General features: G+C 71.9%; 21 protein-coding genes and 2 pseudogenes. 7 read left to right on the top strand and 16 right to left on the bottom strand.

Annotation, left to right across the window (positions count from 1 at the left end; all coding sequences use genetic code 11):
• Positions 1–68: 68 nt before the first annotated feature.
• The 3 genes from hemC to AXW62_RS28055 form a co-directional block, all read right to left on the bottom strand.
• Positions 69–1004, bottom strand: a complete 936-nt coding sequence (gene hemC, locus AXW62_RS28065; RefSeq protein ID WP_060946969.1) for a hydroxymethylbilane synthase — start codon at positions 1002–1004, stop codon at positions 69–71.
• Between the two features lie 66 nt (positions 1005–1070).
• Complete coding sequence (locus AXW62_RS28060; protein WP_060946968.1) at positions 1071–1319, bottom strand: hypothetical protein; 249 nt, start codon at positions 1317–1319, stop codon at positions 1071–1073.
• Positions 1320–1623: 304 nt separating this feature from the next.
• Positions 1624–2064, bottom strand: a complete 441-nt coding sequence (locus AXW62_RS28055; RefSeq protein WP_060946967.1) for a CU044_2847 family protein — start codon at positions 2062–2064, stop codon at positions 1624–1626.
• Positions 2065–2471: 407 nt separating this feature from the next.
• Between AXW62_RS28055 and AXW62_RS28050 the strand changes: the two genes are divergently transcribed.
• Positions 2472–3947: a DNA-3-methyladenine glycosylase 2 gene (locus tag AXW62_RS28050; protein ID WP_060946966.1), complete on the top strand. Its 1476-nt coding sequence runs from the start codon at positions 2472–2474 to the stop codon at positions 3945–3947.
• 412 nt (positions 3948–4359) lie between these two features.
• On the top strand, positions 4360–4863 hold the full coding sequence (locus AXW62_RS28045; protein WP_060946965.1) for a methylated-DNA--[protein]-cysteine S-methyltransferase: 504 nt from the start codon (positions 4360–4362) through the stop codon (positions 4861–4863).
• A 34-nt stretch (positions 4864–4897) separates the two neighbouring features.
• Here AXW62_RS28045 and AXW62_RS28040 read toward each other — a convergent pair whose 3' ends face one another.
• Positions 4898–5656 (bottom strand): SIR2 family NAD-dependent protein deacylase, encoded by a 759-nt coding sequence (locus tag AXW62_RS28040; protein ID WP_060946964.1) that lies wholly within the window; start codon positions 5654–5656, stop codon positions 4898–4900.
• 463 nt (positions 5657–6119) lie between these two features.
• Positions 6120–7202 carry an ADP-ribosylglycohydrolase family protein gene (locus AXW62_RS28035; RefSeq protein ID WP_060946963.1) on the bottom strand — a complete coding sequence of 361 codons (1083 nt, stop codon included), beginning with the start codon at positions 7200–7202 and terminating at the stop codon, positions 6120–6122.
• Positions 7203–7280: 78 nt separating this feature from the next.
• Between AXW62_RS28035 and AXW62_RS28030 the strand changes: the two genes are divergently transcribed.
• Both AXW62_RS28030 and AXW62_RS28025 read left to right on the top strand, forming a co-directional pair.
• Positions 7281–8549: a glycerate kinase gene (locus AXW62_RS28030; protein ID WP_079115837.1), complete on the top strand. Its 1269-nt coding sequence runs from the start codon at positions 7281–7283 to the stop codon at positions 8547–8549.
• Positions 8550–8583: 34 nt separating this feature from the next.
• Positions 8584–8895 (top strand): annotated as a pseudogene (locus AXW62_RS28025) (PIN domain-containing protein); the annotation flags it as partial.
• Between the two features lie 91 nt (positions 8896–8986).
• Here the strand turns inward: AXW62_RS28025 and pssA are convergent.
• The 9 genes from pssA to AXW62_RS27980 form a co-directional block, all read right to left on the bottom strand.
• The gene (pssA, locus tag AXW62_RS28020) at positions 8987–9847 is read right to left on the bottom strand and encodes a CDP-diacylglycerol--serine O-phosphatidyltransferase (protein ID WP_078962039.1); all 861 of its coding nucleotides are present in this window, start codon (positions 9845–9847) and stop codon (positions 8987–8989) included.
• A complete protein-coding gene (locus tag AXW62_RS28015) occupies positions 9834–10490 on the bottom strand; it encodes a phosphatidylserine decarboxylase (protein WP_060946962.1) in 657 nt (218 codons plus the stop codon). Before AXW62_RS28015 ends, pssA begins: the two co-directional genes overlap by 14 nt.
• Positions 10491–10669: 179 nt before the next feature.
• Positions 10670–11872 (bottom strand): acyl-CoA dehydrogenase family protein, encoded by a 1203-nt coding sequence (locus AXW62_RS28010; protein ID WP_060946961.1) that lies wholly within the window; start codon positions 11870–11872, stop codon positions 10670–10672.
• A 1-nt stretch (position 11873) separates the two neighbouring features.
• Positions 11874–12380 carry a MaoC family dehydratase gene (locus AXW62_RS28005; RefSeq protein WP_060946960.1) on the bottom strand — a complete coding sequence of 169 codons (507 nt, stop codon included), beginning with the start codon at positions 12378–12380 and terminating at the stop codon, positions 11874–11876.
• A 3-nt stretch (positions 12381–12383) separates the two neighbouring features.
• Positions 12384–13364: an HpcH/HpaI aldolase/citrate lyase family protein gene (locus AXW62_RS28000; protein ID WP_060946959.1), complete on the bottom strand. Its 981-nt coding sequence runs from the start codon at positions 13362–13364 to the stop codon at positions 12384–12386.
• Complete coding sequence (locus AXW62_RS27995; protein ID WP_079115836.1) at positions 13361–15379, bottom strand: ethylmalonyl-CoA mutase; 2019 nt, start codon at positions 15377–15379, stop codon at positions 13361–13363. Before AXW62_RS27995 ends, AXW62_RS28000 begins: the two co-directional genes overlap by 4 nt.
• Positions 15376–16896 carry a crotonyl-CoA carboxylase/reductase gene (gene ccrA / locus AXW62_RS27990; protein ID WP_060946957.1) on the bottom strand — a complete coding sequence of 507 codons (1521 nt, stop codon included), beginning with the start codon at positions 16894–16896 and terminating at the stop codon, positions 15376–15378. Before ccrA ends, AXW62_RS27995 begins: the two co-directional genes overlap by 4 nt.
• A 378-nt stretch (positions 16897–17274) precedes the next feature.
• Entirely contained in the window at positions 17275–18099 is an 825-nt protein-coding gene (locus AXW62_RS27985) for a TetR family transcriptional regulator (RefSeq protein ID WP_060946956.1), read from the bottom strand.
• A gap of 115 nt (positions 18100–18214) precedes the next feature.
• Positions 18215–20056 carry a 3-hydroxyacyl-CoA dehydrogenase family protein gene (locus AXW62_RS27980; protein ID WP_079115835.1) on the bottom strand — a complete coding sequence of 614 codons (1842 nt, stop codon included), beginning with the start codon at positions 20054–20056 and terminating at the stop codon, positions 18215–18217.
• A gap of 394 nt (positions 20057–20450) precedes the next feature.
• Here AXW62_RS27980 and AXW62_RS27975 point away from each other — a divergent pair, with 394 nt between their 5' ends.
• Positions 20451–21131, top strand: a complete 681-nt coding sequence (locus tag AXW62_RS27975; protein ID WP_060946954.1) for a HEAT repeat domain-containing protein — start codon at positions 20451–20453, stop codon at positions 21129–21131.
• A gap of 537 nt (positions 21132–21668) precedes the next feature.
• Here the strand turns inward: AXW62_RS27975 and AXW62_RS41540 are convergent.
• Together AXW62_RS41540 and AXW62_RS44145 are read right to left on the bottom strand one after the other, a co-directional pair.
• Entirely contained in the window at positions 21669–23144 is a 1476-nt protein-coding gene (locus tag AXW62_RS41540) for a recombinase family protein (protein WP_079105778.1), read from the bottom strand.
• 17 nt (positions 23145–23161) lie between these two features.
• Positions 23162–23278: pseudogene (locus tag AXW62_RS44145) on the bottom strand (Rv2578c family radical SAM protein); the annotation flags it as partial.
• 157 nt (positions 23279–23435) lie between these two features.
• On the opposite strand from AXW62_RS44145, the gene AXW62_RS27960 reads away from it, so the two are divergent.
• Positions 23436–23879 carry an SRPBCC family protein gene (locus AXW62_RS27960; protein ID WP_060946951.1) on the top strand — a complete coding sequence of 148 codons (444 nt, stop codon included), beginning with the start codon at positions 23436–23438 and terminating at the stop codon, positions 23877–23879.
• Positions 23880–24085: 206 nt separating this feature from the next.
• Complete coding sequence (locus AXW62_RS27955) at positions 24086–26650, top strand: MFS transporter (protein ID WP_107406357.1); 2565 nt, start codon at positions 24086–24088, stop codon at positions 26648–26650.
• The last annotated feature ends 2 nt before the right edge of the window (positions 26651–26652 follow it).

Raw genomic sequence — 26652 nt, 5'->3', positions numbered from 1 at the left:
GGCCCGGAGAGCTGGGGTCCGAACCGGCCCGCAGAGCCGGGGGTCCGGAGCGCGACCCGGAGCGGGGATCAGTGCGGAATGGTGTCGATGACCTCGCGGGCGCCCTGCCGCAGCAGCGCCACCGCCACCGACGTCCCCAGGGTGGCCGGGTCCAGCGGGCCCGCCCACTCATGGGCGTCCAGCACCGTCTTGCCGTCCGGGCTGAAGACCCGGGCGCGCAGCGAGAGCCGGCCGTCGCGCTCCGCCTTGGCGTATCCCGCGATGGGGGAGTTGCAGTGCCCCTGCAGCACGTGCAGCAGCATCCGCTCCGCGGTGATCTCCTTCCAGGCGTCGGTGTCGCCGAGTCCGGCTACGGCCTCGATGGTCTCGGTGTCGTCCTCCCGGCACTGCAGCCCCAGCACCCCGGCCCCGATCGGCGGGCACATCGTCTCCACGGGCAGGATCTCGCTGATCCGGTCCGTACGGCCGATCCGCTCCAGCCCGGAGACCGCCAGCATCAGCGCGTCGCATTCGCCCGCGTCCAGCTTCTCCATCCGGCGATTGGCGTTGCCGCGCATCGGCACACACTCCACATGCGGGTGGGTGTTGGCCAGCTGGGCGACGCGCCGGACCGAGGAGGTGCCGATCCGGGTCCCCTCGGGCATCTCGTCCAGGGTCAGCCCGCCGGGGTGGATCACGGCGTCGCGGATGTCGTCCCGCTTGAGGTACGCGGCGAAGACCGTGCCCGCGGGCAGCGGACGGTCGGCGGGCACGTCCTTGATGCAGTGCACCGCGAGATCCGCCTCGCCCGCCAGCAGCGCGGCGTCCACCTCCTTGGTGAACGCCCCCTTCCCGCCGAGCTTCGACAGATCGCCCATCCACCGGTCGCCGGAGGTGGTGACCGGTACGACCTCGGTGCGGATACCCGGCCGCAGCGCGGCCAGCTCGGTGCGGACCCGTTCGACCTGGGCGAGGGCCATGGGGGAGGAACGGGAGACGATGCGGATCAAATCGGCGGACGACATGGCCTAGAGGATAGGCCGTCCAGTCCCCGCCGTGAGCCGCCTCCCCCCGGCCCGCGGAGCCGGGAATCAGCCTCTGACGTCGGGGAAACCCTCCGCGACCAGCGCCGCGAAGGTGACGTACGCCTCGTGGGTTCGCGTCCGCATCATGGTCAGGTCCACCTCCGCGCCGGTCGCCAGACGCTTGTCGAACGGCACGACGACCACACCGCGGCAGCGGGTCCGGAAGTGGGCCAGGCCGGCGTCGGCCCAGGCCAGCACCGGCCGCCCCGGGAAGGTCCGGGGGCAGCCGAGGGCGCTGGCACGGTAGGCGCGCACCGCCTCGGGCAGGCGGCGCGGCGGGGCGCCCGCGACCGCCCGTACGGCGCGGGAACCGGGCCGCCGTCGTGGGCGTCCGCCCAGCGCTCCGCCAGGGCCGCCCGGTGGACCCCGAGGCGGACGGCGACCGCCGTGGTCCAGCGGTGCAGCGTGTCGCGCGGGGCGGGCGGGGCGGGCGGGTCGGGAAGCGGTCACGGGGCAGCAGTACGCCGGAGCCGACCGCCTCGTGGTCCAGCCGGCTCAGGACCGAGACCGTGGCCGGGCGCTGTCCGGCGGGCGGGACGGGGCGGAACCCCTCCATCGGTCAGGCCGTACCGGCACCCGACAGCTGCCAGGTGGCCGAGATCGTCATGCTCGCCTGGCCGTTGGCCCCGACGATGCCGAGCTTGAGGTCCTGCCCGATCTGCACCCCGAACTGCACCTGGACCTCATCGGGCGGATTCGCCGCGGTGGTCACGGAGTTGTGCACCTCCTGCAACAGCGGTCCCAGCGGCCGCAGTACGGCCTGCAAGCCGTCGACGGCCAGCGCCGCGGCGGCTCGCGGCACCCGGCCCACGGGGGTCACACCCCCGATCCCCCCGGGCATCGGGGGCCCCTGCCGCTTCCCGTCGTCGTGGCCATCGCGGTCGCGGTCGCCGTGGCCGTGGCCGGGGACGGAGGCGGAGGCGGGAGCGATTCCGACCGGGGTCAGCTCCAGGCGTACGGGGGTGCCATCGGGGAGCGCGAATTCGGCGTAGTCCGTCACGCCCCCATGATGCCGATCCGCAAGCCGCTGGTCTCCCCTTTCGCGGCAACATCCGGCGTGGACGGGGGAGTGGGGAACGGGGCGGGGGCCGTTGGGCGGGTGCGGGTTTCGTCTCGCGCGCCTTCGGCGCAACTGAGCAGCGAGACGATTCCCGCGCCAGCCGCCCAACCTGAGCCGTGCCCGCCCGAGCCGCCCGGTCCGCCGAGTCGTGCCCGCGCCAGTCGCGCTGCCGGAGTCGCCCGGCCCGAACTGGCCAGCCCGCGTCGCGCCCGCCCGAGCCGCCCGGCCCGGGCCGTGCCCGCCCACGCCGGCCGCCCCGCCCCCCAGCCTGCCCCACCCCACGAGGCGGGACGTCAATGTCGGATTCCTGCGAGCCCGCACCCGCCCCGCTGGCGGATGCTGGACCCATGTACACCGACACCGACCGGTGCCTCCGCGCGGCACAGGCGAAGGACGCCCGCTTCGACGGGTGGTTCTTCATCGCCGTCGTGACCACCGGGATCTACTGCCGGCCGAGCTGTCCGGTCGTCGGGCCCAGGCCCGAGAACATGCGGTTCCTGCCCAGCGCCGCGGCCGCCCAGCAGGCCGGGTTCCGGGCCTGCAAGCGGTGCCGTCCGGACGCCAGCCCCGGGTCGCCGCAGTGGAACGAGCGCGCCGATCTCGTCGCGCGGGCGATGCGGCTGATCGCCGACGGGGTGGTGGACCGGGACGGGGTGCCGGGCCTGGCGGCCCGGCTGGGGTACAGCACCCGGCAGATAGAGCGGCAGTTGCTGGCCGAGCTCGGCGCGGGCCCGCTCGCGCTCGCCAGGGCGCAGCGGGCGCAGACCGCGCGGCTGCTCATCGAGACCAGCGCGCTCCCGATGGCGGACATCGCGTTCGCGGCCGGGTTCGCCAGCGTCCGCGCGTTCAACGAGACCGTACGGGAGGTCTTCGCGCTCTCCCCGACCGAGCTGCGGCAGCGCGCCCGCCGCGTACCGGGGAGCAGCGTGCCGGGCGCGCTCACGCTGCGGCTGCCGTTCCGGGCGCCGCTGTGCCCGGACAACCTCTTCGGGCATCTGGCCGCCACCGCCGTCCCCGGGGTCGAGGAATGGCGCGACGGCGCTTACCGGCGGACGCTGCGGCTGCCGTACGGGCCCGGTGTGGTCACGCTCAGCCCGCGGCCGGACCACATCGCCTGTCAGCTCTCCCTCGCCGACCTCCGCGACCTGGCCGGGGCGATCAGCCGCTGCCGACGGCTGCTGGACCTGGACGCCGACCCGGCCGCCGTGGACGATCTGCTGCGTACGGACCCCCAGTTGGCCCCGCTGGTGGACAAGGCGCCGGGACGACGGGTGCCGCGGGCGGTGGACGCGGACGAGTTCGCGGTGCGCGCCGTGCTCGGCCAACAGGTGTCCACGGCGGCGGCCCGCACCCACGCCGGCCGCCTGGTGGCCGCGCACGGCGAACCGGTGGAGGACCCGGCGGGCGGTCTGACCCATCTCTTCCCGACCGTTCAGGCCCTCGCCGGGCTGGACCCCGAGAAGCTGGCCATGCCCCGCACCCGCCGTGCCACCCTCACCGGGCTGGTCGACGCGCTCGCCGGGGGCCGGGTCGCGCTCGGCGTCGGCAGCGACTGGGACGAGGCCCGCGCGAGCCTCGGCGCGCTGCCGGGGCTCGGCCCCTGGACCGTCGAGGTGATCGCGATGCGCGCCCTCGGGGACCCGGACGCCTTCCTCCCCACCGACCTCGGGGTGCGGCGCGCCGCCGCCGAGCTGGGACTGCCCGCCACGCCCGGCGCCCTCGCCCGTCACTCGGCGCGCTGGCGCCCCTGGCGCGCGTACGCCGTCCAGTACCTGTGGGCCACGGACGGCGCCCACGCCATCAACCGCCTGCCCGCCGCCTGACCACCCAACGGCCGGTTCCGGCCGCTCGACCATCCGCCCGCCCGACCCCACCGCCCGATGCGGACGCCCGACCAGCTCTGCCGAAGCCCGCCGTGGGCCGCGGGCACACCGTGGCGGCGGCCTCTCGCCAGAGCACACCGACCGCAACCGGGGCCCACCGGACACGTAAGTGACCGGCACGGGGGCGAGCCCCCACCCGTGCCAGGGAACCGCCCGAAGCAGTTCGCGACGTCCATGCCGCAGAATCGCCCGAAGCAGTTCGCGACATCCGTGTCGCGGAATCGCCCGAAGTAGTTCGCAACACCCGTACCGCGGAATCGCCCGAAGCAGTCCGCCCCACCCGTACCGCAGAATCGCCCGAACAATCCGCCTCACCCGTACCGACCGAACCCGCCGAGGAAACCGGAATTCCGTGACCCGCACCCACACCGTCGTCGACAGCCCCTACGGCCCGCTCACCCTCGTGGCCACCGGCGCCGAGCTGTCCGGCCTCTACATGGCCGAGCAGCGCCACCGCCCGCCCGAGGAGACCTTCGGCGCGCCCGGCGACCCCGACGACGCCCCCTTCGCCGAGACCGTCCGCCAGCTCGCGGCCTACTTCGCGGGCGAACTGACGACGTTCGACCTGCCGTTGCGCCTGGACGGTACGCCGTTCCAGCGCCGCGTCTGGGACGAGCTGCAGCGCATCCCGTACGGCCGGACATGCTCGTACGGGCAGCTCGCCGACCGCATCGGACAGCCGACCGCGTCCCGCGCCGTCGGCCTGGCCAACGGCAAGAACCCGATCGGCATCATCGTTCCCTGCCACCGCGTGGTGGGCTCGACAGGCGGTCTCACCGGCTACGGCGGCGGCCTGGACCGCAAGCGCCGACTGCTGGAGTTCGAGTCCGGCCGCCAACTCCCCGGGCTCTTCTGATCTGAACCCTGTCCGGTCACCTTCACCCTCACCCTCACCCGGTGGCGCGGGCGCCGTCCCCGATCTGGTCCAGCAGGGCGGGCAGCGCCGTGCCGATGGGTTCGCGGACGACCTCGTCCGCGAGCTCGTCGTACGGGGTCGGCTCGGCGTTGACGATGATCAACCGGGCGCCGTGTTCGGCGGCCATACCGGCGAGCGAGGCGGCGGGCTGGACCTGGAGGCTGGTGCCGACCGCGATGAAGATGTCCGCGGCCTGCGCCACCGCGACCGCCTCGGTCAGCACCTCCGGGTCGAGGTTCTCCCCGAACATCACCGTGGCCGACTTCAGGATCCCGCCGCACTCCCGGCACGCGGGATCCGCCTCACCGGCCGCGACCCGCTCCAGCGCCTCCGCCATCCCGGACCGCGCCTGGCAGTGGGTGCACTCCACGGCCCGCGCGGTGCCGTGCAGTTCGAGCACCTTGCGCGCGGGCATCCCGGCGATCTGATGCAGCCCGTCCACGTTCTGGGTGATCACCCGCACCGGCACCCCCGAGCGCTCCAGCCGGGCGACGGCCTCATGCGCCCCGTTGGGCCGGGCGTGCAGCGCCTCGCTGTCGCGCCGCATCTGCCAGGAGCGGCGCCGGATCTCCGGATCGGTCATGTAGATGTCGTAGGTCACGAGCTTCTCGGCCTCGGGGTCGCGCCGCCACAGCCCCTGTGGACCGCGGTAGTCGGGGATCCCGGAATCCGTGGAGATGCCCGCCCCGCTCAGGATTGCCACCAGCGGCCGGTGCGTCGTCTCGCTGCTCATGCGGCGAGCGTACGCAGGCCCCTCGGCCGGCGGCCAGCGCGTTTGCCCGGACGGGCGGAGTCAGCCCGCCAGACCTCCGCTCGCCATCCGTCCCCCACCCCGTCCCACCATCCGTCCCCCTCTCCGCCCCGTCACGCGGTCCGTTTCCCCGCCCCGCCATCCGTCCCCGTCCCGTCACGTGGTCCGTGCCCCCGCCCCGCCATCCGCCCCCGTCCCCGCCACATGGTCCGCCCCCGCCCCGTCACGCGGTCCGCGCGGCCATCTCCTCCAGGACGTCCGCCAGGGGCGTCGTGGGCCGGCCGAGCAACTCGGCGAGCGCGGGGTCGGCCGGTGCGAACTCGCCCTGGCGGCTAGCGGCGAAGAGGCCGACCAGCAGGTCGGCCGCGCCCAGACCGCCAGCTGACGCCTCACCCCGATAAGCCCCGGCGTTCCGCCCAGACCGCCAGCCGATGCCTCGCCCCCATCAGCCCCGGCGTTCCGCCGGGACCGCCAGCCGGTGGGTGCGGGCCGCCAGGTCGCTGACGCGGGCGCCGTCGAAGCCGAAGACGGCGCTGCGCACCCGGTCCTCCAGCGGTTCGGTCCACTGCGGCGGGATGGCCGCCGCGCCGCACAGCACCCCCGCGACCGACCCGGCCGTGGCGCCGTTGGAGTCGGTGTCCAGGCCGCCGCGCACCGTCAGGGCGATCGTCGTGGTGAAGTCGCCCGCGCCGTGGAGCAGCCCGGCGGTGAGGACGGCGGCGTTGGGCACCACATGGATCCAGGGCAGCCCGGCGGTCTCCCGCTCCAGCTGGTCGAGGGTGGCCGCCCAGCCGACCCCCGCGTCGTGCAGGGACACCGCCCGGCGCACCGTACGGGCCAGTCGGCAGCGCGGCGGGATCAGGTCCAGGGCGTCGTCGACGGCGGCGCGCGGGCCGTCCGCCGTGAACGCGGCGGCGATCAGCGCCGCCGCCCACATCGCCCCGTACACCCCGTTGCCGGTGTGGGAGAGGACGGCGTCGCGGCGGGCCATCGCGGCGGCCCGGTGCGGCTTCCCGGGGTTGACCCAGCCGTGGACGTCGGCACGGATCAGGGCGCCGATCCACTCCTGGTAGGGGTTGTCGACGGTCGCGCTGAGCGGTGGTCGCACCCCGGCCGTGAGATTGCGGTAGGCGGCCCGCTCGGCGGTGAAGGTCTGCAGGTACGGCAGCCGCAGCAGCCACACCTCGGCGACCTCCTCGGTGGTGAAGCCGAAGCCGTGGGTCTCCAGCAGGTGCAGGCCGAGCAGGGAGTAGTCCACGTCGTCGTCGCGGCAGCTGCCGTGGATCCGGCCGCGGACGCAACCGCGCCACTCGGGGCGCAGTGCGAACTCCACCGGGTCGGGCGCTGGCTCCGGCGCGGGGAGGTAGTCGGTCAGCGGCAGGGCGTCGGCGCGGCGCAGATACCGGTCGATACGGTCGCGCGTCCAGTACGGGCCATTCTCGACTGGTTTGCCGAGCATGTTCCCGGCGATCCGGCCGAGCCAGCCGCCGTGGATCCGGTCCGCGAGCGCGCTCCCGCTGAGAGCCATGGGGCACGTGTACCCCACTGATGCGGGTGTACCGGTGAGCCCGCGCCGGATAGGGTCACACCGGCGCGACCTGTGCGAATGCGAGGGGTTACCAAGGTGACGACGGACGCTTCGAAGGCATCGGCATCGTCAGCGGCAGCGGTATCGGCCGCGGCGGATACCGCGGCAGGGACCAGGACGTGGGCGGAGGGGCGGGCGACACCGCCCCGGCGCGTACTGATCGCCGCGGACAAGTTCAAGGGATCGCTCACGGCCGTGCAGGTCGCCGAGCGCGTCACGGCGGGGCTGCGCCGCGGTGCGCCCCGTGACGGCGAGGGGCTGAGCATCGAGGCGCTGCCCGTCGCCGACGGCGGCGACGGCACGGTGGACGCGGCGGTCGCGGCCGGGTTCGAACGGCGCGAGGTGCGGGTCACCGGGCCGCTGGGCGCACCGGTGACGGCGGCGTACGCGCTGCGCGGATCCACGGCCGTGGTGGAGATGGCCGAGGCGTCCGGGCTGCGCCATCTGCCGGAGGGGGTGTTCGCGCCGCTCACCGCGACCACGTACGGCAGCGGGGAGCTGCTGCGCGCGGCGCTCGACGCGGGCGCCCGCACGATCGTCTTCGGCGTCGGCGGCAGCGCCACGACGGATGGCGGCGCGGGGATGCTCAGCGCGCTCGGCGCACGCTTCCTGCGGGCGGACGGCACGCCCGTCGCGCCGGGCGGGGGGCCGCTGCGCGACCTCGCCACGGCCGATCTCTCCGGCCTCGACCCGCGCCTGGCGGCCACCGAAACCGTCCTGGCCAGCGATGTCGACAATCCGCTGACCGGCCCCAAGGGCGCGGCGGCGGTCTACGGCCCGCAGAAGGGCGCGGGCGAGGACGACGTGGCGGCCCTGGACGCCGCCCTCGTCCACTACGTACACGTCCTGGAGCGCGCGGTGGGGGCCCCGGCCGCCGAGTACGCCCTCGCGCCCGGCGCGGGCGCCGCGGGCGGCATCGGCTTCGGCGCGCTGATCGGCCTGGGCGCGGCCTTCCGCCCCGGCATCGACGTGATGCTGGACGTCCTCGGCTTCGAGACCGCCCTGGAGGGCGTGGACCTGGTGATCACGGGGGAGGGCTCGCTGGACGAGCAGACCCTCCACGGCAAGGCCCCGGCGGGCGTCGCGGCGGCGGCCCGTGCGCGGGGTATCGAGGTGGTCGCGGTCTGCGGCCGTCTGGCCCTCTCCCCGGCGGCCCTGGGCAGCGCGGGCATCCGCCGCGCCTACGCCCTCACCGACCTGGAGCCGGACCCGTCCCGCTGCATCGCGGAGGCGGGCCCCCTCCTGGAGCGCACCGCGGAACGCTTGGCGGCGGACTTTCTCGGCTGATGAGGTCGCGTCTCTCCCGTTCGGGTAACGGGTCTCCCGGCTGATCCACCGTGCTCATGCCGAATCGGGCTGGTTCCTCTACGCTCCGGCCTGTGCCCTTGTGGAGGCGGACCGGGCCCGTCCCGGAACGGCGGAGCACATCGCCGCCCTGCCCGGCCTCACCGTCCTCGACCTCGACTCGCCTGCCGCCTTGGCGGTGGCACGTGACGCCGTCGGATGGGCGGCTGCCCACACCGCGTACGTGGCCCAGCCGACCCCTGAGCGCCCGGCCGGGGCAGTGGTCGCGACGGCCGCGGCGGATCAGTGGAAGGGACGGCCGGTGCGGATCCTCGACGTGGGGCAGTGACGTCAGCCGTAACCCGAAAACGCCGTGGGGCCCGAGCGGGAAGCTCGGGCCCCACGGCGTTTCCGTCCGAGGACAGGCGGCCTTACGGCCGCTAGGGCAGCTGGGCCGCCCTCGCCTCGCGGCGGTTGTCGCGGAAGGCGTTGACCCGGCGGGCCGTGGCGAAGAGGGGGATCACCGCGCCCATGACGACCTGCAGGGCGCAGGCCGACTGGAGCAGCAGCTCGCCGCCGGGGGCCTCGAAGGCCCAGGCCGCCAGCAGCAACATGCTGGTCACGATCCAGCTGAGCATGGCCACCGCGAGCCGGCCGCGCGGCTTGGGGTACTCCACCCGGCTCACCATCAGCCAGGCGACACCGATAATGGCCAGCAGGGTCGGCACGAATGGCAGGCCCAGCAGGACCACCGAGACGACCGTCAGGGCGCCGAAGGGGCTCGGCATGCCCTGGAAGACGCCGTCACGCAGCGTGACGCAGGAGAATCTGGCCAGCCGTAGCACCACCGCCAGCAGCACCACGATCGCGCCCACCACCGAGACCCGCTGATAGGCGTCGTCGGAGACCATGCCCCACACCAGTACGAAGTACGCCGGGGCCAGTCCGAAGCTGATCAGGTCGGAGAGGTTGTCCAGCTCCGCGCCCATCGCCGAGCTGCGCAGCTTGCGCGCGACCAGCCCGTCGAAGAGGTCGAAGACGGAGGCGAGCAGCATCAGCATCACGGCCGAGGCGGCGCTGTGCCGGGTCATCCCGCCGTCCTCGCTGCCCGTGAGGTGCGGGATGAGGACGCCGGTGGTGGTGAAGTAGACCGCCAGGAAGCCACAGGTGGCGTTGCCCAGGGTCAGCGTGTCGGCTATCGACAGGCGCGTCGACAGCGGCATGTCGTCCGTCTCGTCGACGGAGTCCACCTCGGCTTCCGGAACCCAGGCGGCCTGTGTGTCGGGATCAATCACGGTCAAGGCGAGTCACCCCCGCGGTGGTGGCCTGGCCGACCTCGACCGCGACATCGACACCCTCGGGAAGGTAGATGTCGACGCGCGAGCCGAAGCGGATGAGACCGATCCGCTCACCCTGTTCGACCTTGGTGCCCTGCGGCACATAGGGCACGATACGCCGGGCGACTGCACCGGCGATCTGGACCATCTCGATGTCGCCGAGTTCGGTGTCGAAGTGCCAGACGACCCGCTCGTTGTTCTCGCTCTCCTTGTTGAAGGCGGGAACGAAGCCACCGGGGATGTGCTCCACGGAGGTCACCGTGCCGGCCAGCGGGGCGCGGTTGACGTGCACGTTGAGCGGGCTCATGAAGATGGCGACGCGGGTGCGCCCGTCCTTCCACGGCATGATGCTCTGCACCACACCGTCGGCCGGAGAGATCACCCGGCCTTGGGTGATCTCTCTCTCGGGGTCGCGGAAGAACCACAGCATGCCCGCCGCGAGCGCGGTGGCGGGCACGGCGACCGCCGTCCAGCGTCCGGAGCGGCGGGCCCGGGCAAGGCTGACCGCCGCGGTGGCGACGGTCGGGAGGAGCCACGGCGACGCTCCGCGCGCGAGGCGTACACCAACCAAGCTGTCGCGTTGTGCAGAGGAATGGCTGTGGGGCATGGATGACCTTCGTAGCGGAGGATGCCGCGACGCGAGACTGGGGACGGCGGCTTTCCGGGATGGTATCGGTTGCGAGCGGTAACTGGGCAAGCGCCAGGGCCTGTCGGTGGCTTGTCAGTGACCGAAGCCCCTGGCGCGGTGTGACCTTCTTCTCTCGGATACCACCCCAAAAGGGACGTTCAGTCTTGGGTTCGGTATTCCTCCAGGAGCCTCCGTCCAATAATCATTTTCTGAATCTCGGCGGTACCTTCGCCGATGAGGAGCATCGGTGCCTCCCGGTAGAGGCGCTCGATCTCGTATTCCTTGGAGAAGCCGTACCCGCCGTGGATGCGGAAGGCGTCCTCCACGACCTCTTTGCAGTACTCCGACGCCAGGTACTTCGCCATTCCCGCCTCGAGGTCGTTGCGCGCGCCGGAGTCCTTCTTCCGGGCCGCGTTGACCATCATCGCATGAGCGGCCTCGACCTTTGTTCCCATTTCCGCCAGTTTGAACTGGATGGCCTGGTGCTGGGCGATGGGCTTGCCGAAGGTGTGCCGCTGCTGTGCGTACGCGATGCCCAGCTCGAACGCGCGCCGCGCCACACCGCAGCCGCGGGCGGCCACGTTCACCCGGCCGACCTCCACTCCGTCCATCATTTGGTAAAAACCTCGGTCCGGCGTCCCGCCGAGCACCCGATCGGCCGGAATGCGCAGTCCGTCCATGATGAGCTCGGTGGTGTCGACCCCCTTGTAGCCCATCTTCTCGATCTTCCCGGGGATGGTCAGACCGGGCCGGACCTCCCCGAAGCCCGGCTCCTTCTCGACCAGGAAGGTCGTCATCGTCTTGTGCGGCGCGACCCCCTCCCGGGGCTCGCCGGTCCGGCACAGCACCGCCACCAGGGTGGAGGTGGCGCCATTGGTCAGCCACATCTTCTGCCCGTTCAGGACGTACTCGTCGCCGTCCCGCACCGCCTTGCTGGTGATCGCCGACACATCCGAGCCCAGCCCCGGCTCCGACATCGAGAAGGCGCCCCGGACCTCGCCCAGCGCCATCTTGGGCAGGAAATACTCCTTCTGCTCCGCGGTGCCGTGCCGCCCCAGCATGTACGCCACGATGAAGTGCGTGTTGATGATGCCCGACACGCTCATCCAGCCGCGGGCGATCTCCTCGACACACAGCGCGTAGGTGAGCAGGGACTCACCCAGACCGCCGTATTCCTCCGGGATCATCAGACCGAAGACGCCCAGCTCCTTCAGCCCCTCGACGATCGCGGTCGGATATTCGTCGCGATGTTCCAGCTCGGTCGCGACCGGCAGGATCTCCTTGTCGACAAAATTCCTGACCGTGGAGAGGATCTCCCGCTGGATGTCGGTCAGGCCCTCCGTCTGTGCGAGGCGGCTCATATCACTGCTCTCCCAGCTCCGGGCGGCCCGGCTGCTCTCCGCCCCGCTCCTTGATGTACGTGGCGGTCGGCACCATCACCTTGCGCCGGAAGACACAGACCAGGGTGCCGTCCTGCTTGTAGCCCTTGGTCTCCACCTGCACGATGCCCCGGTCCGATTTCGACTTCGACGGCCTCTTGTCCAGGACCGTCGTCTCGCCGTAGATCGTGTCGCCGTGGAAGGTGGGCGCGACGTGCCGCAGCGACTCGATCTCCAGATTGGCGATCGCCTTTCCCGAGACATCGGGCACCGACATGCCCAGCAGCAAGGAGTAGATGTAGTTCCCGACCACGACGTTCCTGCCGAAATCGGTCGTCTTCTCGGCGTAGTTGCTGTCCATGTGCAGCGGGTGGTGGTTCATGGTGAGCAGACAGAAGAGGTGATCGTCGTACTCGGTGACCGTCTTCCCCGGCCAGTGCCGGTAGACGTCGCCCACCGTGAACTCCTCATAGGTCCGGCCGAACTGCATGACTCACGCCTCCGGGGGCTCGAAGGTGGACGTACGGGTCATCCCGGCCGCGCGGCCCTTGCCCGCGATGACCAGGGCCATCTTGCGGCTGGCCTCGTCGATCATCTCGTCGCCGAGCATCGCCGAGCCCTTCAGGCCGCCCGCCTCCGAGGTGTAGTGGTCATAGGCGTCCAGGATCAGCTCGGCGTGGTCGTAGTCCTCCTGGGACGGCGAGAAGACCTCGTTGGCCGCCTCCACCTGCCCCGGGTGCAGCACCCACTTGCCGTCGTAGCCGAGGGCGGCGGCGCGCCCGGCCACCTCGCGGAAGCCGTCCACGTTCCGGATCTGGAGGTAGGGGCCGTCGATCGCCTGGAGGTCGTGGGTGCGGGCGGCCATCAGGATCCGCATCAGGATGTAGTGGTAGGCGTCCGCCGGGTAGCCGGGCGGCTGCTCGCCCACGACCAGCGACTTCATGTTGATGGACGCCATGAAGTCGGCCGGGCCGAAGACGATGGTCTCCAGCCGCGGCGAGGCGGCCGCGATCTCGTCCACGTTGACCAGGCCCCTGGCGTTCTCGATCTGCGCCTCGATGCCGATCCGCCCGACCTCGAAGCCCATCGTCTTCTCGATCTGGGTCAGCAGCAGGTCGAGCGCGATCACCTGCTGGGCGTCCTGCACCTTCGGCAGCATGATGCAGTCCAGGTTGGGCCCCGCCCCCTCGACGACCGTGATGACGTCCCGGTACGTCCAGTGGGTGGTCCAGTCGTTGACCCGCACCACCCGGGTCTTACCGGTCCAGTCGCCCTCGTTCAGCGCCTTGACGATCGTGTGCCGGGCGTCCTCCTTGGCCAGCGGCGCACAGGCGTCCTCCAGGTCCAGGAAGACCTGGTCGGCCGGGAGCCCCTGGGCCTTCTCCAGGAAACGCGGATTGGAGCCGGGGACGGCCAGGCAGGAGCGGCGGGGGCGCAGCCGGGCGGCGGCCGGGGAGCGGTCGGGGGCGGTCATACGGGTACCTCCAGAGGGGGAAGCGTGTTCGCGGCGCGGATCTCGTCGACGATACGGCCGATGATCTCCGTGATGCCGAAGTCCTTGGGGGTGAAAACCGCGGCGACGCCCGCCGCACGCAGTGCGGCGGCGTCCGCGGCCGGGATGATCCCGCCGACGACGACGGGGATGTCTCCGGCGCCCGCGCCGCGCAGCCGCTCCAGGACGTCGGGCACCAGCTCGGCGTGCGACCCGGACAGGATGGACAGCCCGACGCAGTGCACGTCCTCGGCCACGGCCGCCGCGACGATCTGCTCGGGAGTGAGCCGGATGCCCTGGTAGACCACCTCGAAGCCGGCGTCCCTGGCCCGTACCGCGATCTGCTCGGCGCCATTGCTGTGCCCGTCCAGACCGGGCTTGCCGACCAGCAGCCGCAGCCTGCCGCCGCCCAGCTCGGCGGCGGTCTTGCCGACCTTCTCGCGGACGGCGGCCAGCGGGGAGCCCGCCTCCGCGGCGACGGCCACCGGCGCGCCGCCGACCCCGGTGGGGGCGCGGAACTCGCCGAAGACATCGCGCAGCGCCCAGGCCCACTCCCCGGTGGTCACGCCCGCGCGGGCGCAGCGCAGGGTCGCGGGCATCAGGTTCTCGGTTCCCGCGGCGGCCTTGCGGAGGGCGGCGAGGGCCTCCTGGGCGGGGCCCTCCTCGCGCCGCTCGCGCCAGGCGTGCAGGGCCGAGACCACCCGTGCCTCGTTCTGCGGGTCCACCGTCATGATCGCGGTGTCGAGATCGGCGGTGAGCGGATTGGGCTCGGTGGACTGGTAGCAGTTGACGCCGACGATCTTCTCCTCGCCCGCCTCGATCCGCGCCCTGCGTTCGGCGTGGGAGGCCACCAGCTGCGCCTTGAGGTAGCCGGACTCCACGGCGGCCATCGCCCCGCCCATCTCCTGGATCCGCTCGATCTCCGCCTCGGCCTCCTCGACCAGCGCGGCGACCTTGGTCTCGATCACCCGGGAGCCCTCGAAGATGTCGTCGTACTCCAGCAGATCGCTCTCATGGGCGAGCACCTGCTGGATGCGCAGCGACCACTGCTGGTCCCAGGGGCGGGGCAGACCCAGCGCCTCGTTCCAGGCCGGGAGCTGGACGGCGCGGGCGCGGGCGTCCTTGGAGAGGGTGACGGCCAGCATCTCCAGGACGATGCGCTGGACGTTGTTCTCCGGCTGGGCCTCGGTCAGGCCGAGCGAGTTCACCTGGACGCCGTAGCGGAACCGGCGGTGCTTGGGGTTCTCGATGCCGTAGCGCTCACGGGTGATCCGGTCCCAGACGCGGCCGAAGGCGCGCATCTTGCACATCTCCTCGATGAACCGGACGCCCGCGTTCACGAAGAAGGAGATCCGGGCCACCACGTCGCCCTTGCGGTCCTCGGGAACCTGGCCGGAGGCGAACACCGCGTCCAGGACGGAGATCGCCGTGGCCATCGCGTAGGCGATCTCCTGCACCGGAGTGGCCCCGGCCTCCTGCAGGTGGTAGCTGCAGATGTTGATCGGATTCCACTTGGGGATGTGGTGGACCGTGTACGCGATCATGTCGGTGGTCAGCCGCAGGCTCGGACCCGGCGGGAAGACATGCGTACCGCGCGAGAGGTACTCCTTGACGATGTCGTTCTGCGTGGTGCCCTGGAGCGTGGCGACATCGGCGCCGTGCTCCTCCGCGACGACCTGGTACAGCGCCAGCAGCCACATGGCGGTGGCGTTGATGGTCATGGAGGTGTTCATCCGTTCCAGGGGGATCTCCTGGAACAGCCGCCGCATGTCGCCCAGATGGGAGACCGGGACCCCGACCCGGCCCACCTCGCCACGGGCGAGGACGTGGTCCGGGTCGTAGCCGGTCTGGGTGGGCAGGTCGAAGGCGACCGAGAGTCCGGTCTGGCCCTTGGCCAGATTGCGCCGGTACAGCTCGTTGGACGCCTCGGCGGTCGAGTGCCCGGCGTAGGTCCGCATCAGCCAGGGCCGGTCCTTGGGGCGGGGCTCGCCACTCATCGGGCGCCCTCGCCGTGGTTGCCGGTCCGCTGCGGCGCGTCGTCGCGGCTGCGCTCGCCGGTCCGCTCCGACGCGTCGTCATGACTGTGCTTGCCGGTCCGCTCCGACGCGTCGTCACGGCTGCGCTTGCCGGTCCGCTCCGACGCGTCGTCGCGACTGTGCTTGCCGGTCCGCTCCGACGCGTCGTCGCGGAACAGGTTGATGGCGTCGATGTGCCGGTCGCGCATCGCCTGGTCGCGCACGCCCATGCCCTCCTCGGGGGCCAGGCACAGCACGCCGACCTTGCCCTGGTGGACGTTGCGGTGGACGTCGTACGCGGCCTGGCCGGTCTCCTCCAGCCGGTAGGTCCGGGACAGCGTCGGGTGGATCCTGCCCTTGGCGATCAGGCGGTTGGCCTCCCACGCCTCGCGGTAGTTGGCGAAGTGCGAGCCGATGATCCGCTTCAGCGACATCCACAGATAGCGGTTGTCGTACTCATGGGTGTAGCCGGAGGTCGATGCGCAGGTGGCGATCGTGCCGCCCTTGCGGGTGACGTAGACGGACGCGCCGAAGGTCTCCCGGCCCGGGTGCTCGAAGACGATGTCCACGTCCTCGCCGCCGGTCAGTTCGCGGATCTTCTTGCCGAACCGCTTCCACTCGCGCGGGTCCTGGGTGTTCTCGTCCTTCCAGAACCTGTAGTTCTCGGCGGTCCGGTCGATGATCGCCTCGGCGCCCATCCGGCGGCAGATCTCCGCCTTCCGCGGCGAGGAGACCACACAGATCGGGTTGGCCCCGCCGGCCAGCGCGAACTGGGTGGCGTAGGAGCCGAGTCCGCCGCTCGCGCCCCAGATCAGGACGTTGTCGCCCTGTTTCATCCCGGCGCCGTTGCGGGAGACCAGCTGCCGGTAGGCGGTGGAGTTGACCAGGCCCGGGGCGGCCGCCTCCTCCCAGCTCAGATGGGCCGGTTTGGGCATCAGCTGGTTGGACTTGACCAGGGCGATCTCGGCGAGCCCGCCGAAGTTGGTCTCGAAGCCCCAGATGCGCTGCTCGGGGTCGAGCATGGTGTCGTTGTGGCCGTCGGCGCTCTCCAGCTCGACCGACAGACAGTGCGCGACGACCTCGGCGCCCGGTTTCCAGGCGTTCACCCCGGGGCCGGTGCGCAGCACGACGCCCGCGAGGTCGGAGCCGATGATGTGGTACGGCAGGTCGTGCCGCTTGGTCAGGGAGGAGAGCTTGCCGTACCGCTCCAGGAAGCCGAAGGTCGGCAGCGGCTCGAAGATCGAGGTCCACACGGAGTTGTAGTTGACCGAGCTGGCCATCACGGCGACGAGGGCCTCGCCGGGGCCCAGCTCGGGCACCGGCACCTCGTCCACGTGCAGTGACTTGCGGGGGTCCTTCTCCCGCGTGGTGAGGCCCGCGAACATGTCGGCCTCGTCCTTGCGCACGGTCACCGCGCGGTACGACTCGGGGATGCGCAGTGCCGCGAAGTCCTCGGGGGTGGTGTCCGACGCCAGGATCGCGTCGAGTATCTCGTTCATCGGTGCCTCCGGCGAAGCGCCCACGGGGGACGCCTGAGGGAACGCTGGGCTCGTGACGGGTGATGCTGATGCGGTGCCGTCGGTTCGGCGGAGGTGGTTCTCATGTGGCGCGGGTGGCGCCGGGTGCCTGGTGACGCAGGCTCGTCCGGGCGCGCAAAGCGGCTTGCGGGGACAGCCGGCGCGCGGTGGTTGGCAGCGCGCCGGCCGCCCGGACACCTTCACCGTATGGCACCCTGTGCCACCTCGCAAGACACTGGGTGCCAACAAATTCTCTCAGTTGTCATCTCGGCTGCACACATGAGCGACGACGGCCGCCCCGAGCCGGGGCGGCCGTCGCCTGTGCGGGTCCGCCGGTGCGTGGCCGGCGGGGTCGCGGAACTACCGCTTGAGAGCCTCCTTGATCGTCCGCATGACCTCGGTCAGCGGTGCGTCCGTCCGCGCCACCATCACCACCACCTCGTCCTCCTCCGTCGCCGACACCGCCGCCGCGGGGCGGCCGTTGGCCGGGCCGGGCCGGCCGCCGATACCGGCGCCGAAGGCTTCGCGGACGATCGCGAAGGCGTGGTCCAGCTGCGCCTCCACATCGCCCTGGCCGCCCGCCCGCAGCCAGCGCCGCAGCACATGGTTGTGGGCCGTGACCACGGCCGAGGCGGCGACCTCGGCCAGCAGCGGGTCGTCGTCCCCGTCGTGGTGGGCGCCCTCGTCGAAGTGGCCCAGCAGATAGCGGGTGAACAGCCGCTCGTAACGGGCCACTGAGGCGATCTCCCGCTCCCGCAGCGCCGGTACCTCACGGGTCAGCCGGTAGCGCTCCACGGAGACGGTCGGCGCGGACGCGTACATCCGCATGACCTCCTTGATCCCGCGGCACACGGTGTCCAGGGGGTTCTCATGCGGAGGTGCTGCGTCCAGCACCGCCGCGGCCCGCACCAGCGTGTCGTCGTGGTCCGGGAAGATCGCCTCCTCCTTGGAGCGGAAGTGCCGGAAGAAGGTGCGGCGGGCCACTCCCGCCCTGGCCGCGATCTCGTCGACCGTCGTCGCCTCGTACCCCTGCGTCGCGAACAACTCCATTGCCGCGGCGGCGAGTTTGCGCCGCATGGACAGACGCTGAGCCGCGGCGCGGCGGCTCCCCGCGCTCTCACCGCCGCCGGACGAGGGGGATCGCTTCGCACGCTCCGTACGCGTGGCCTTCACGGGCTGGGACATGTGGGGAACGTAACACGCTTGTGAGTGCCGGTGCGGGGGCAGACCGACGGACGGCTCCAGCAGCCCGCCCCACCGGGAACCGGACTCAGCCGGTCCGCCCCAGCCGGAGCCGAACTCAGGCCTTGGCATACTCGCGGAAGCCGCGCCCCGTCTTGCGCCCCAGGCACCCGGCCGCGACCAGATGCTCCAGCAGCGGTGCCGGGGCCAGGCCCGGTTCCCGGAACTCCCGGTGCAGCACCCGCTCGATGGCCAGCGACACATCGAGCCCCACGACGTCCAGCAGTTCGAAGGGGCCCATCGGATAGCCGCCGCCCAGCTTCATCGCGGCGTCGATGTCGTCCGGGGTGGCGTAGTGCTCCTGGACCATCTTCACCGCGTTGTTGAGGTACGGGAACAGCAGGGCGTTCACGATGAAACCGGCCCGGTCGCCGCAGTCCACCGGATGCTTGCCCACCGCCGCGCACACCGCGTGCCCGGTCGCGCGCACCTCGTCCGCGGTCAGCACGGTGTGCACCACCTCGACCAGCTTCATCGCCGGGGCCGGGTTGAAGAAGTGCAGGCCCACCACGTCCTGCGGGCGCGAGGTCGCCCGCGCGCAGGCGATGACCGGCAGCGAGGAGGTGGTCGTGGCCAGCACCGCGCCCGGTTTGCAGACCTTGTCCAGCGCCCTGAACAGCTCCTGCTTGACGACCAGGTCCTCGGCCACCGCCTCCACGGCCAGGTCCACCGCGGCGAACGCGTCGAGCGCATCCGCCGTGCCGATCCGCTCCAGCGCCTGCTCCCGGGCCCGCTCGGTCATCCGCCCCTTGGACACCGACCGGGCCAGGGACTTCGCCACGCGGGCCTTCGCCGCCTCGGCCTTCTCCGGGGTCCGGCCGGCCAGCACCACCTCCAGCCCCGCCCTGGCGAAGACCTCGGCGATCCCGGCGGCCATCGTCCCTGAACCGGCGACGCCGACGGCGCGCACCGGGCGTGCCCCGTCGGTGGCGTGCCGCACCTCGGCCGACGCGGCGTCCGGGACGACGGTGCCGCTGCCCGGCGCCTGGTACGTGTAGAAGCCGCGGCCCGCCTTACGGCCGGTGAGACCGGCCTCGGCGAGCTGCCCCAGGACGGGCGCGGGCGCGTGCAGCCGGTCGCCGGAGGCGGCGTACATGGCCTCCAGCACGGTGCGGGCGGTGTCGATGCCGATCAGGTCGAGCAGGGCAAGCGGGCCCATCGGCAGTCCGCAGCCCAGCCTCATCGCCGCGTCGATGTCCTCCCGCGCGGCGTACTTGGCCTCGTACATCGCGGCGGCCTGGTTGAGGTAGCCGAACAGCAGCCCGTCGGCGACGAACCCGGGCCGGTCGCCGAGCGCCACCGGCTCCTTGCCCAGATCGCGGGCGAGCGCGGTGACCGCCTCGACGGCCCCGGGGGCGGTCAGCACGCTGGAGACGATCTCGACCAGCCTCATCGCGGGCGCCGGGTTGAAGAAGTGCAGGCCCAAGACCCGCTCCGGATGGGCGGACTCGGCGGCCAGCCGGGTCACCGACAGCGCGTTGGTGCCGGTCGCGAGGATCGCGGTGGGGCGGACGACGGTGTCCAGCCCGGCGAAGACCTCGCGCTTGGTGTCGTAGTCCTCGGGCACCACCTCGATCACCAGCTCCGCGTCGGCGGCGGCGCGCAGATCGGTGGCGACGCGGAACCGGCCGAGGATCCCGGCCCGCTCCCGCTCGGTGATCCGCTCGCGGTGCACGGCGCGGGCGGTGGCGGCCTCGAGCGCGGTGACGGCCCGGCGGCAGGCGCGCTCGTCGATGTCGATGCCGATCACCTCCCGGCCGGCGCGGGCCAGGGTCTCGGCGATGCCGGTGCCCATCGTGCCGAGCCCGACGACAGCGACAGTAGTGAGCGGGGCCCGGGAGGGGGAGAGATCAGAGGGGGACGTCGCGGGGCTGACGCCGGTGTGTGGAAGACGGTCCATCACGGACTCCAGAGGGTGTTCCCCGGGGACGGGGATGATGTGACGACTGAGGGGAGCTCGTGCCATGCCGCTGATGCCGCTCACCCCGCGCGTGCGCGGGGGCTGGACGCGGTCGGCACACATCCCCGACGGAAGGTCTTGCACGCTCCCTGACGGACAGCGCCGTACGGAGGAGACTGCCCATGGGAGACACGCGGCCGGCCCTGTCCCGGGGCCGTGCCGTACTCGCTTTTCCGAACCGCCGAACCGACGTCGCACAAAGGCGGCTGCGTCACCAGGCCGCCGGAGCAGGGGTGCTGCTCGTGTCGTCATATTAACCCGTGGGTAACCCATATGCCAGAGCTCATCGTGAGGCCGTGCCGGGTCGCGGCCCACCGGGGAGGGGAGACCTCGTATGGACGATGAATTCCGGACGCTGACGGAGCGGGTACGGGCCTCGCTCACGACCCCCCAGGAAACCGCGGCCCATGCCTCACTGCTCGCGCTCGTACGCCAGGGCACCCCCGCGGCGCGCGAGCAGCTGGCCCGCATCCTGGTCGCGCCGGAGCAGCCGCTGTGGGCGCGGGAGACCGCGGCCTTCGTGCTCGGCAGCGCGGGCGACCGCCGGGCCTTCGAAACCCTCGTTCTCCTGCTCAACTACCGTGAGCCGGCCCGCTGCGCGACCGCCGCCCGGGTGCTGGCCCGGCTCGGCGATCCGCGCACCGCGCGGGCCGCCGCCGCCCTGGCCACGAACCCGCTGCGCACCGCGTACTCCCTGCATCCCATCCGGCTGCTGGTGGAGCTGCGTGCCCCCGAGTCCGTACCGGCCCTGGTCGCCGCGCTGGAGCGGCAATTGGCGGCCCGGGACCGGCACTGGGCGATCGCCCGCGCCTGTGTCGAGGGCCTGGGCGCGATCGGTGACGAGCGCGCCATCCCGGCCCTGACCGCCGCCGCCCGGCACATCCGCCTCAGCGCGGCGGCGTCCGCCGCCCTGGCCCGGATCACCGGCGAGGGCGCCGTCACGGGCGGCGGCGCCCCGGAGCCGGCGGGCAGGGCCGGTCCGGCGGAGAGTGTGGGGGAGGCGCGGGTGCCGTGAGGGGAGCGGGGGCGACCGGGGCGGGCGGTACCGCCGGGCGGCCGGGCGCGCGGGCTCACAGCAGTGACAGCTGGGACGGCGCCGGGGGCGGGTCGGCCCGGACCTCCGGCTCCTCCCGGACATTGCGGTGCGCGCCCGCCGCTCCGCAGCCGGGCCCGTCGCATGTTGCGGACTCCCTGGCCGCCTGGCGGGCCGCCTGGAGGTCCTCCTGGGCGTCCTGGAGGCCCTGGCAGTAGTCGTCAGCGTCGTCGTACGGGCATACGGACAGGCGCCCCGGGCCGGTCGGCTGGAAAGGCTGGCCGCACAGTCGACAATCACGGAGGGCTGGTGTCGGTCAACCCGCCCTGACCAGCTAATCAGCCACACCCGCACAGCGGGGGAACCTCAGCTGGGTCGGAAGTCGCGTTCTGTCCCAGGTAAAGGGCTAAGGCCCAAGGGGGCGAAGAAGTGGAGAGTCTTTATTGAAGTGGGACGCAACAAAACTAAAGAACTTCTCCGCTGTCGCCACTATTCCCAGCCGTCTCCCGCGTCGGCCTCCTACGCCCATCGACTCCGCAGCCGCGTGGGGTCGAAACCCTTCCGGCCCCTCTTGCCAGGGAGCACGGTCAGTTCCTCGAACGCCTTGGCAAGTAGTTCCCGGCGGTCGTCCACCATGGCGTCCGCCCAGTACTCCGCCATGGTCTGGCCGGTCCGAATCATTTCTGTCCGCCGGTCAGGCTCGGCGGCGGCCAGCTCGTCCCGGCGGGCCTGGAGCTGCTGGAGGCGCGTGAAGGTGGCTGCGTCCGCGTGTGTGGCCAGGTCGGCCAGGGTCTCCCTGATGTCTGCCTCCACGGCGGCCAGCTCCTCCACTCCGGACACCACTGTCCGTTCCCGGTACATGGGCATGTGGCCAACGGTGGACAGGTAGAGGTCAGTCACGTACTCCTCGATCGGTCCGGCGGTCACGCTGACCGGGGACGGACAGGTCCCGCCCTGGCTCCGTGTCGTACAGCGGTAGCCGATGACCGGATCAGGGTTCATCGTTCGCGACTTCCGCCGGAAGACCTGGAGAACGGACAGGCACCCCGGACAGGTCAGGAGCGAAGACAGGAGTCTGGCCGGGCGACGACCACCGCTGTACGGAGCATCTGGGTTCGGGGCCAGGACAGCGCGAAGAGCGGTCACCTGTCCGGGAGTCAGGATCTCTGGCCAGGGGGTAAGGATGTTGCCTTCGTCGTCACGTATCGGACGGCCATTCTCGACAGCGCGGCCCATGATGTGATCACCGGTCAGAACTTTGGCCAGCGTCTGGCGTGACCACTCCTTTGCGCGCCTGGGCCTGACGCCAGCGTGGTTCAGGCGCCGGACGACCTTGTTGAGCGGGTCTGGTTCTGTTTGCAGGAGGGACTCCGCCGCATCGCGGATGTACTTCGCCTCCGTTGGCTCTACAGCCAGGACCCAGCCCTTCGACTCCCCGTCTTCGGTCAGTTCTGGGTTCGGTACGGCCTTGTATCCGAAGGGTGGGGTTCCACCGCCCCAGCGGCCAGCGTGGCGAAGGCGGCGGGCCCTGTCGCGGCTCCGCTGGCGGATGCGTTCCCGCTCCGCTCGACCGACTTCGGCCTGGATGACGAAGCGGAAGCGGAAGGCGTCACCGTGGAGGGAGTCCAGGCCGTTACAGTCGAGAAGGCGGACCGGCTTGTGGGCCAACTTGCCGGTAGTCGGGTCCTTCCCCTCAAGGACGTCCAGGATCGTCGCGGCGACGTTCAGGCCCTCGCGGGTCAGTCGGTCGGTGACAGGGTTCACCAGGACGTCACACGCACCGATCCGAGCGTCGTTCAGCCACGCCTGCAATTCGTCGCGGTCACGTCGGCCACCGGACTTACCATCATCGATGTGGAGGGCTACTTCTTCGAGGTTCTCCCGCTCACACAGGGCCCGCATGTCATCGATCATGCCTTCCAGGGAGACATTCTCCGCGTCGGCGGCGACGGACAGCCGGACGTACAGGCTGGCCCTCTTTCGTGGTCTGGTCACCCGTCAAGAGTAGCGCTGTGATGTGTGTCTGGAGCCAGAGTCGACGTGTCGAAGGTGCGGGTGGTCACCGCGTCCGCGGCGAACAGGGCCGGGGTGGCCGCCTCGTCGTCTCTGGTCAGGTTGTCCCAGCGCATGGCAGGCACCTCCGGTCTCGCTCGGTACCACAATAGAACACAAGTTTGATTCGTTTGCGTCAAGCCTGGATTTGGGCGGGTGCCCCCGAGGTGGTTGGCTTGCGCTTGTCAGGGCGTCGCGGGTACGGGCGCCACGCCGAGCGTGGAAGGAAAAGCGATGGGGCAGGTCGAGGCCACCACGGAGCGGATCGTCACGGGTAAGCCCGAGGACGTGTTCGACGCACTCGCCGACTACCGCGAGACCCGTCCCCGGCTGCTTCCGCAGCAGTTCAGCGAGTACGAGGTGCGCGAGGGCGGCGACGGCGAGGGCACCGTCGTGCACTGGAAGCTCCAGGCCACCAGCAAGCGGGTGCGCGACTGCCTGCTGGAGGTCTCCGAGCCGACCGACGGTCAGCTGGTCGAGAAGGACCGCAACTCCTCGATGGTCACCACCTGGACGGTCACCCCGGCGGGTGAGGGCAGGTCGCGGGTGGTCGTCACCTCCACCTGGACCGGCGCGGGCGGCATCGGCGGCTTCTTCGAGCGGACCTTCGCCCCCAAGGGGCTGGCCCGGATCTACGACGAACTGCTGGCCAAGCTCGCCGCCGAGACGGCCCAGTAGCGCCCGGCGCTCCGGCCCTCGTCCCCGGACCGGACGTCGCATTCACCGGTTCGGGTGGTTTTCTCCGCCGTCCGGCATCCCTCCGTACCCACTCTCACCGGGGGGAACGCCATCGACGCCCCCTCGTCGGCGATTCGTCGCTGTTTGCCCGTCATTGCGCGTGATGCGAGAAATGGGCGGCGCAGATATGGCGAGGGGAGAAGGACGTGGGCGGCACCACCGGGGCCACCGTGCCGAAGCGGCGGGAAGGCCACGAGCGGCACGCGGGGCACGAACCGGCGGGCCCTCCCGCCCACGCCGCCGCAGGCGGAGCCGGGGAGACCGGGGCGGACGCGGCGCCGCCCCCGGCGGTGCGGGACACCGCCCCGGCCCGCGGCGGGGGCCGGGACACCGACCCGGCCCCGCTCAGCCCGGCCCGGGTGCGCACGGTCTTCTTCGGGCTGATGCTCGCGCTGCTGCTCGCGGCCCTCGACCAGACCATCGTCGCCACCGCCCTCCCCGAGGTGGTCGGTGAACTCCACGGCCTGGACAAGATGTCCTGGACCGTCACCTCCTATCTCCTCGCGGTCACCATCGTGCTGCCGCTCTACGGCAAGCTGGGCGATCTCCTCGGCCGCAAGAGCGTCTTCGTCTTCGCGATCGTCGTCTTCGTCGCCGGATCCGCGCTCGCCGGCTGGTCCCGCACGATGGACGAGCTGATCGTCTTCCGGGCGGTGCAGGGCGTGGGCGCCGGCGGTCTGATGATCGGCGTGCAGGCGATCATGGCCGATATCGTTCCTCCCCGGGAACGCGGCCGCTATATGGGACTCATCGGAGCCGCGTTCGGCCTCGCCTCGGTGGCCGGGCCGCTGCTCGGCGGGTTCTTCACCGACCATGTCTCCTGGCGCTGGTGCTTCTACGTCAACATCCCCTTCGGGCTGGTCACCCTCGCCGTCGTGGCCGCCGTCCTCAAGGTGCCGGAACCGCCGCGCCGGGCCCGCTTCGACTTCCTGGGCGCGCTGTTCCTGTCGCTGTTCTCCACCTGCGCGGTGCTGCTGACGAGTTGGGGCGGCACGGAGTACGCGTGGGACTCCCGCGTCATCCTCGGGCTCGCCCTGGGGGCGGCGGGTGCGGTGGTGCTGTTCGTCGCCGTGGAGTGCGTCGTCCCCGAACCGATCATCCCGATGCGGCTGTTCCGCGACGGGGTCTTCTGCGTCAGCGGGCTGATCGGCGCCGTCATCGGGGTCGCCCTCTTCGGCGCCGCCAGCTACCTGCCGACCTTCCTGCAGATGGTCGACGGCGTCTCCGCCACCGAGTCGGGGCTGCTGATGGTGCCCATGATGGGCGGCATGGTGCTGGCCTCCATCGTCTCCGGCCAGCTGATCAGCGCCACCGGCCGCTACAAGGCCCTTCCGGTGGTCGGCGGGCTGGTCTCCATCGCCGGGATGTGGCTGCTCTCCCGGCTCCAGGAGGACACCTCCCGCCTGGACTACAGCCTGTGGATGGGCGTCCTCGGCCTCGGCATCGGGCTGGTCCTGCCGGTGCTCGTGCTCGCCGTGCAGAACTCCGTGCCCGCGGCCGACCTCGGCTCGGCCACCAGCGCCAACAACTACTTCCGGCAGATCGGCGGCAGCGTCGGCGCGGCCGTCTTCGGCACGCTCTTCACAGGCCGGCTCGCCGACCGCCTCAAGGCCGACCTGCCCTCCGGGGCGGGGCACGGGCGCGGCGGCGACGGCTCCAATCTGCCCGACCCCGACTCGGTCACCCCGCAGATGGTGCACGCGATGCCGGACGCCCTGCGCGACGGCTACATCGCGGCGTACGCCCACGCCATGCCGCGGATCTTCCTCTACCTCGTGCCGGTGCTCGTCCTGGGCTTCCTGCTCGCCTTCCTGCTGAAGGAGAAACCTCTGGTGTCCCACACCGACTACGCCGTCCAGCAAGACCTGCAAGAGCCCGTGGTGCCCGCCGCGCGCACGGGCACCGGGCCCCGGCACGCCGCGGCGGGCGCGTCCACCGCGCCGCCGCCCGCCGCGGGCGTCCCGGTCTGCGGCACGGTCCAGCACCACGACGGCACCTCGGTCCCCCGGGCCGCCCTGACCCTCATCGACGTCGGCGGACGCCAGATCGGGCGCGGCGCCACCGGGGAGGACGGGCGGTACGCGCTGAGCACCCCCGGCGCCGGGTCCTACGTCCTGATCGCGGCGGCCGGCGGCCACCAGCCGCGCGCCGTCAGCGTCACCGTCGGGGACCGGCCGGTCGAGCTGGACGTGGTCCTCGGCGGCGCGGGCCGGCTCGCCGGTGCCGTCCTCACGGCGGACGGCACGCCCGTGAGGGAGGCGACCGTCACCCTGACCGATGTCCGCGGCGAGGTCGTCGCGGCCACCCGCAGCGGACGCGAAGGGGGCTATGTGATGGACGAGTTGGTGGCGGGGGAGTACACCCTCGCCGCCAGCGCCCCCGCGTTCCGCCCCGCCGCTCTCCCCATCACCGTCCAGGCCGCCCGGGAGACCCGGCAGGACATCGAACTGGCCGGAGGCGCGGTGCTGCGCGGGGTCGTCCGGGCCACCGGCGGCCGGGTGGTGGAGGACGCCCGGGTCACGCTGCTGGACGCGGCGGGCAATGTGGTCGACACCGCGACGACCGGCCCCGACGGCGCGTTCCGCTTCATCGACCTGTCGGCCGGCGAATACACCGTCATCGCCGCGGGCTACCCGCCGGTCGCGACGGTCCTCCAGATCGCGGGCGGCGGCCGTACGGAGCGCGATCTGCACCTGGGCTACGAGGACTAGGG

The sequence above is a fragment of the Streptomyces hygroscopicus subsp. hygroscopicus genome (genome assembly GCF_001553455.1).
GTDB classification, from domain to species: Bacteria; Actinomycetota; Actinomycetes; order Streptomycetales; family Streptomycetaceae; genus Streptomyces; species Streptomyces hygroscopicus.
This window is presented reverse-complemented; position numbering and strand designations above follow the sequence as displayed.

What these genes read in the sequence shown, in the direction of transcription:
- hemC (WP_060946969.1), bottom strand. Translation starts at nt 1,004, where the DNA reads ATGTCGTCCGCCGATTTGATCCGCATCGTCTCCCGTTCCTCCCCCATG.
- AXW62_RS28050 (WP_060946966.1), top strand. Translation starts at nt 2,472, where the DNA reads ATGTACACCGACACCGACCGGTGCCTCCGCGCGGCACAGGCGAAGGAC.
- AXW62_RS28040 (WP_060946964.1), bottom strand. Translation starts at nt 5,656, where the DNA reads ATGAGCAGCGAGACGACGCACCGGCCGCTGGTGGCAATCCTGAGCGGG.
- AXW62_RS28035 (WP_060946963.1), bottom strand. Translation starts at nt 7,202, where the DNA reads ATGGCTCTCAGCGGGAGCGCGCTCGCGGACCGGATCCACGGCGGCTGG.
- AXW62_RS28030 (WP_079115837.1), top strand. Translation starts at nt 7,281, where the DNA reads ATGCGAGGGGTTACCAAGGTGACGACGGACGCTTCGAAGGCATCGGCA.
- AXW62_RS28015 (WP_060946962.1), bottom strand. Translation starts at nt 10,490, where the DNA reads ATGCCCCACAGCCATTCCTCTGCACAACGCGACAGCTTGGTTGGTGTA.
- AXW62_RS28010 (WP_060946961.1), bottom strand. Translation starts at nt 11,872, where the DNA reads ATGAGCCGCCTCGCACAGACGGAGGGCCTGACCGACATCCAGCGGGAG.
- AXW62_RS28005 (WP_060946960.1), bottom strand. Translation starts at nt 12,380, where the DNA reads ATGCAGTTCGGCCGGACCTATGAGGAGTTCACGGTGGGCGACGTCTAC.
- AXW62_RS28000 (WP_060946959.1), bottom strand. Translation starts at nt 13,364, where the DNA reads ATGACCGCCCCCGACCGCTCCCCGGCCGCCGCCCGGCTGCGCCCCCGC.
- AXW62_RS27995 (WP_079115836.1), bottom strand. Translation starts at nt 15,379, where the DNA reads ATGAGTGGCGAGCCCCGCCCCAAGGACCGGCCCTGGCTGATGCGGACC.
- ccrA (WP_060946957.1), bottom strand. Translation starts at nt 16,896, where the DNA reads ATGAACGAGATACTCGACGCGATCCTGGCGTCGGACACCACCCCCGAG.
- AXW62_RS27985 (WP_060946956.1), bottom strand. Translation starts at nt 18,099, where the DNA reads ATGTCCCAGCCCGTGAAGGCCACGCGTACGGAGCGTGCGAAGCGATCC.
- AXW62_RS27980 (WP_079115835.1), bottom strand. Translation starts at nt 20,056, where the DNA reads ATGGACCGTCTTCCACACACCGGCGTCAGCCCCGCGACGTCCCCCTCT.
- AXW62_RS27975 (WP_060946954.1), top strand. Translation starts at nt 20,451, where the DNA reads ATGGACGATGAATTCCGGACGCTGACGGAGCGGGTACGGGCCTCGCTC.
- AXW62_RS27960 (WP_060946951.1), top strand. Translation starts at nt 23,436, where the DNA reads ATGGGGCAGGTCGAGGCCACCACGGAGCGGATCGTCACGGGTAAGCCC.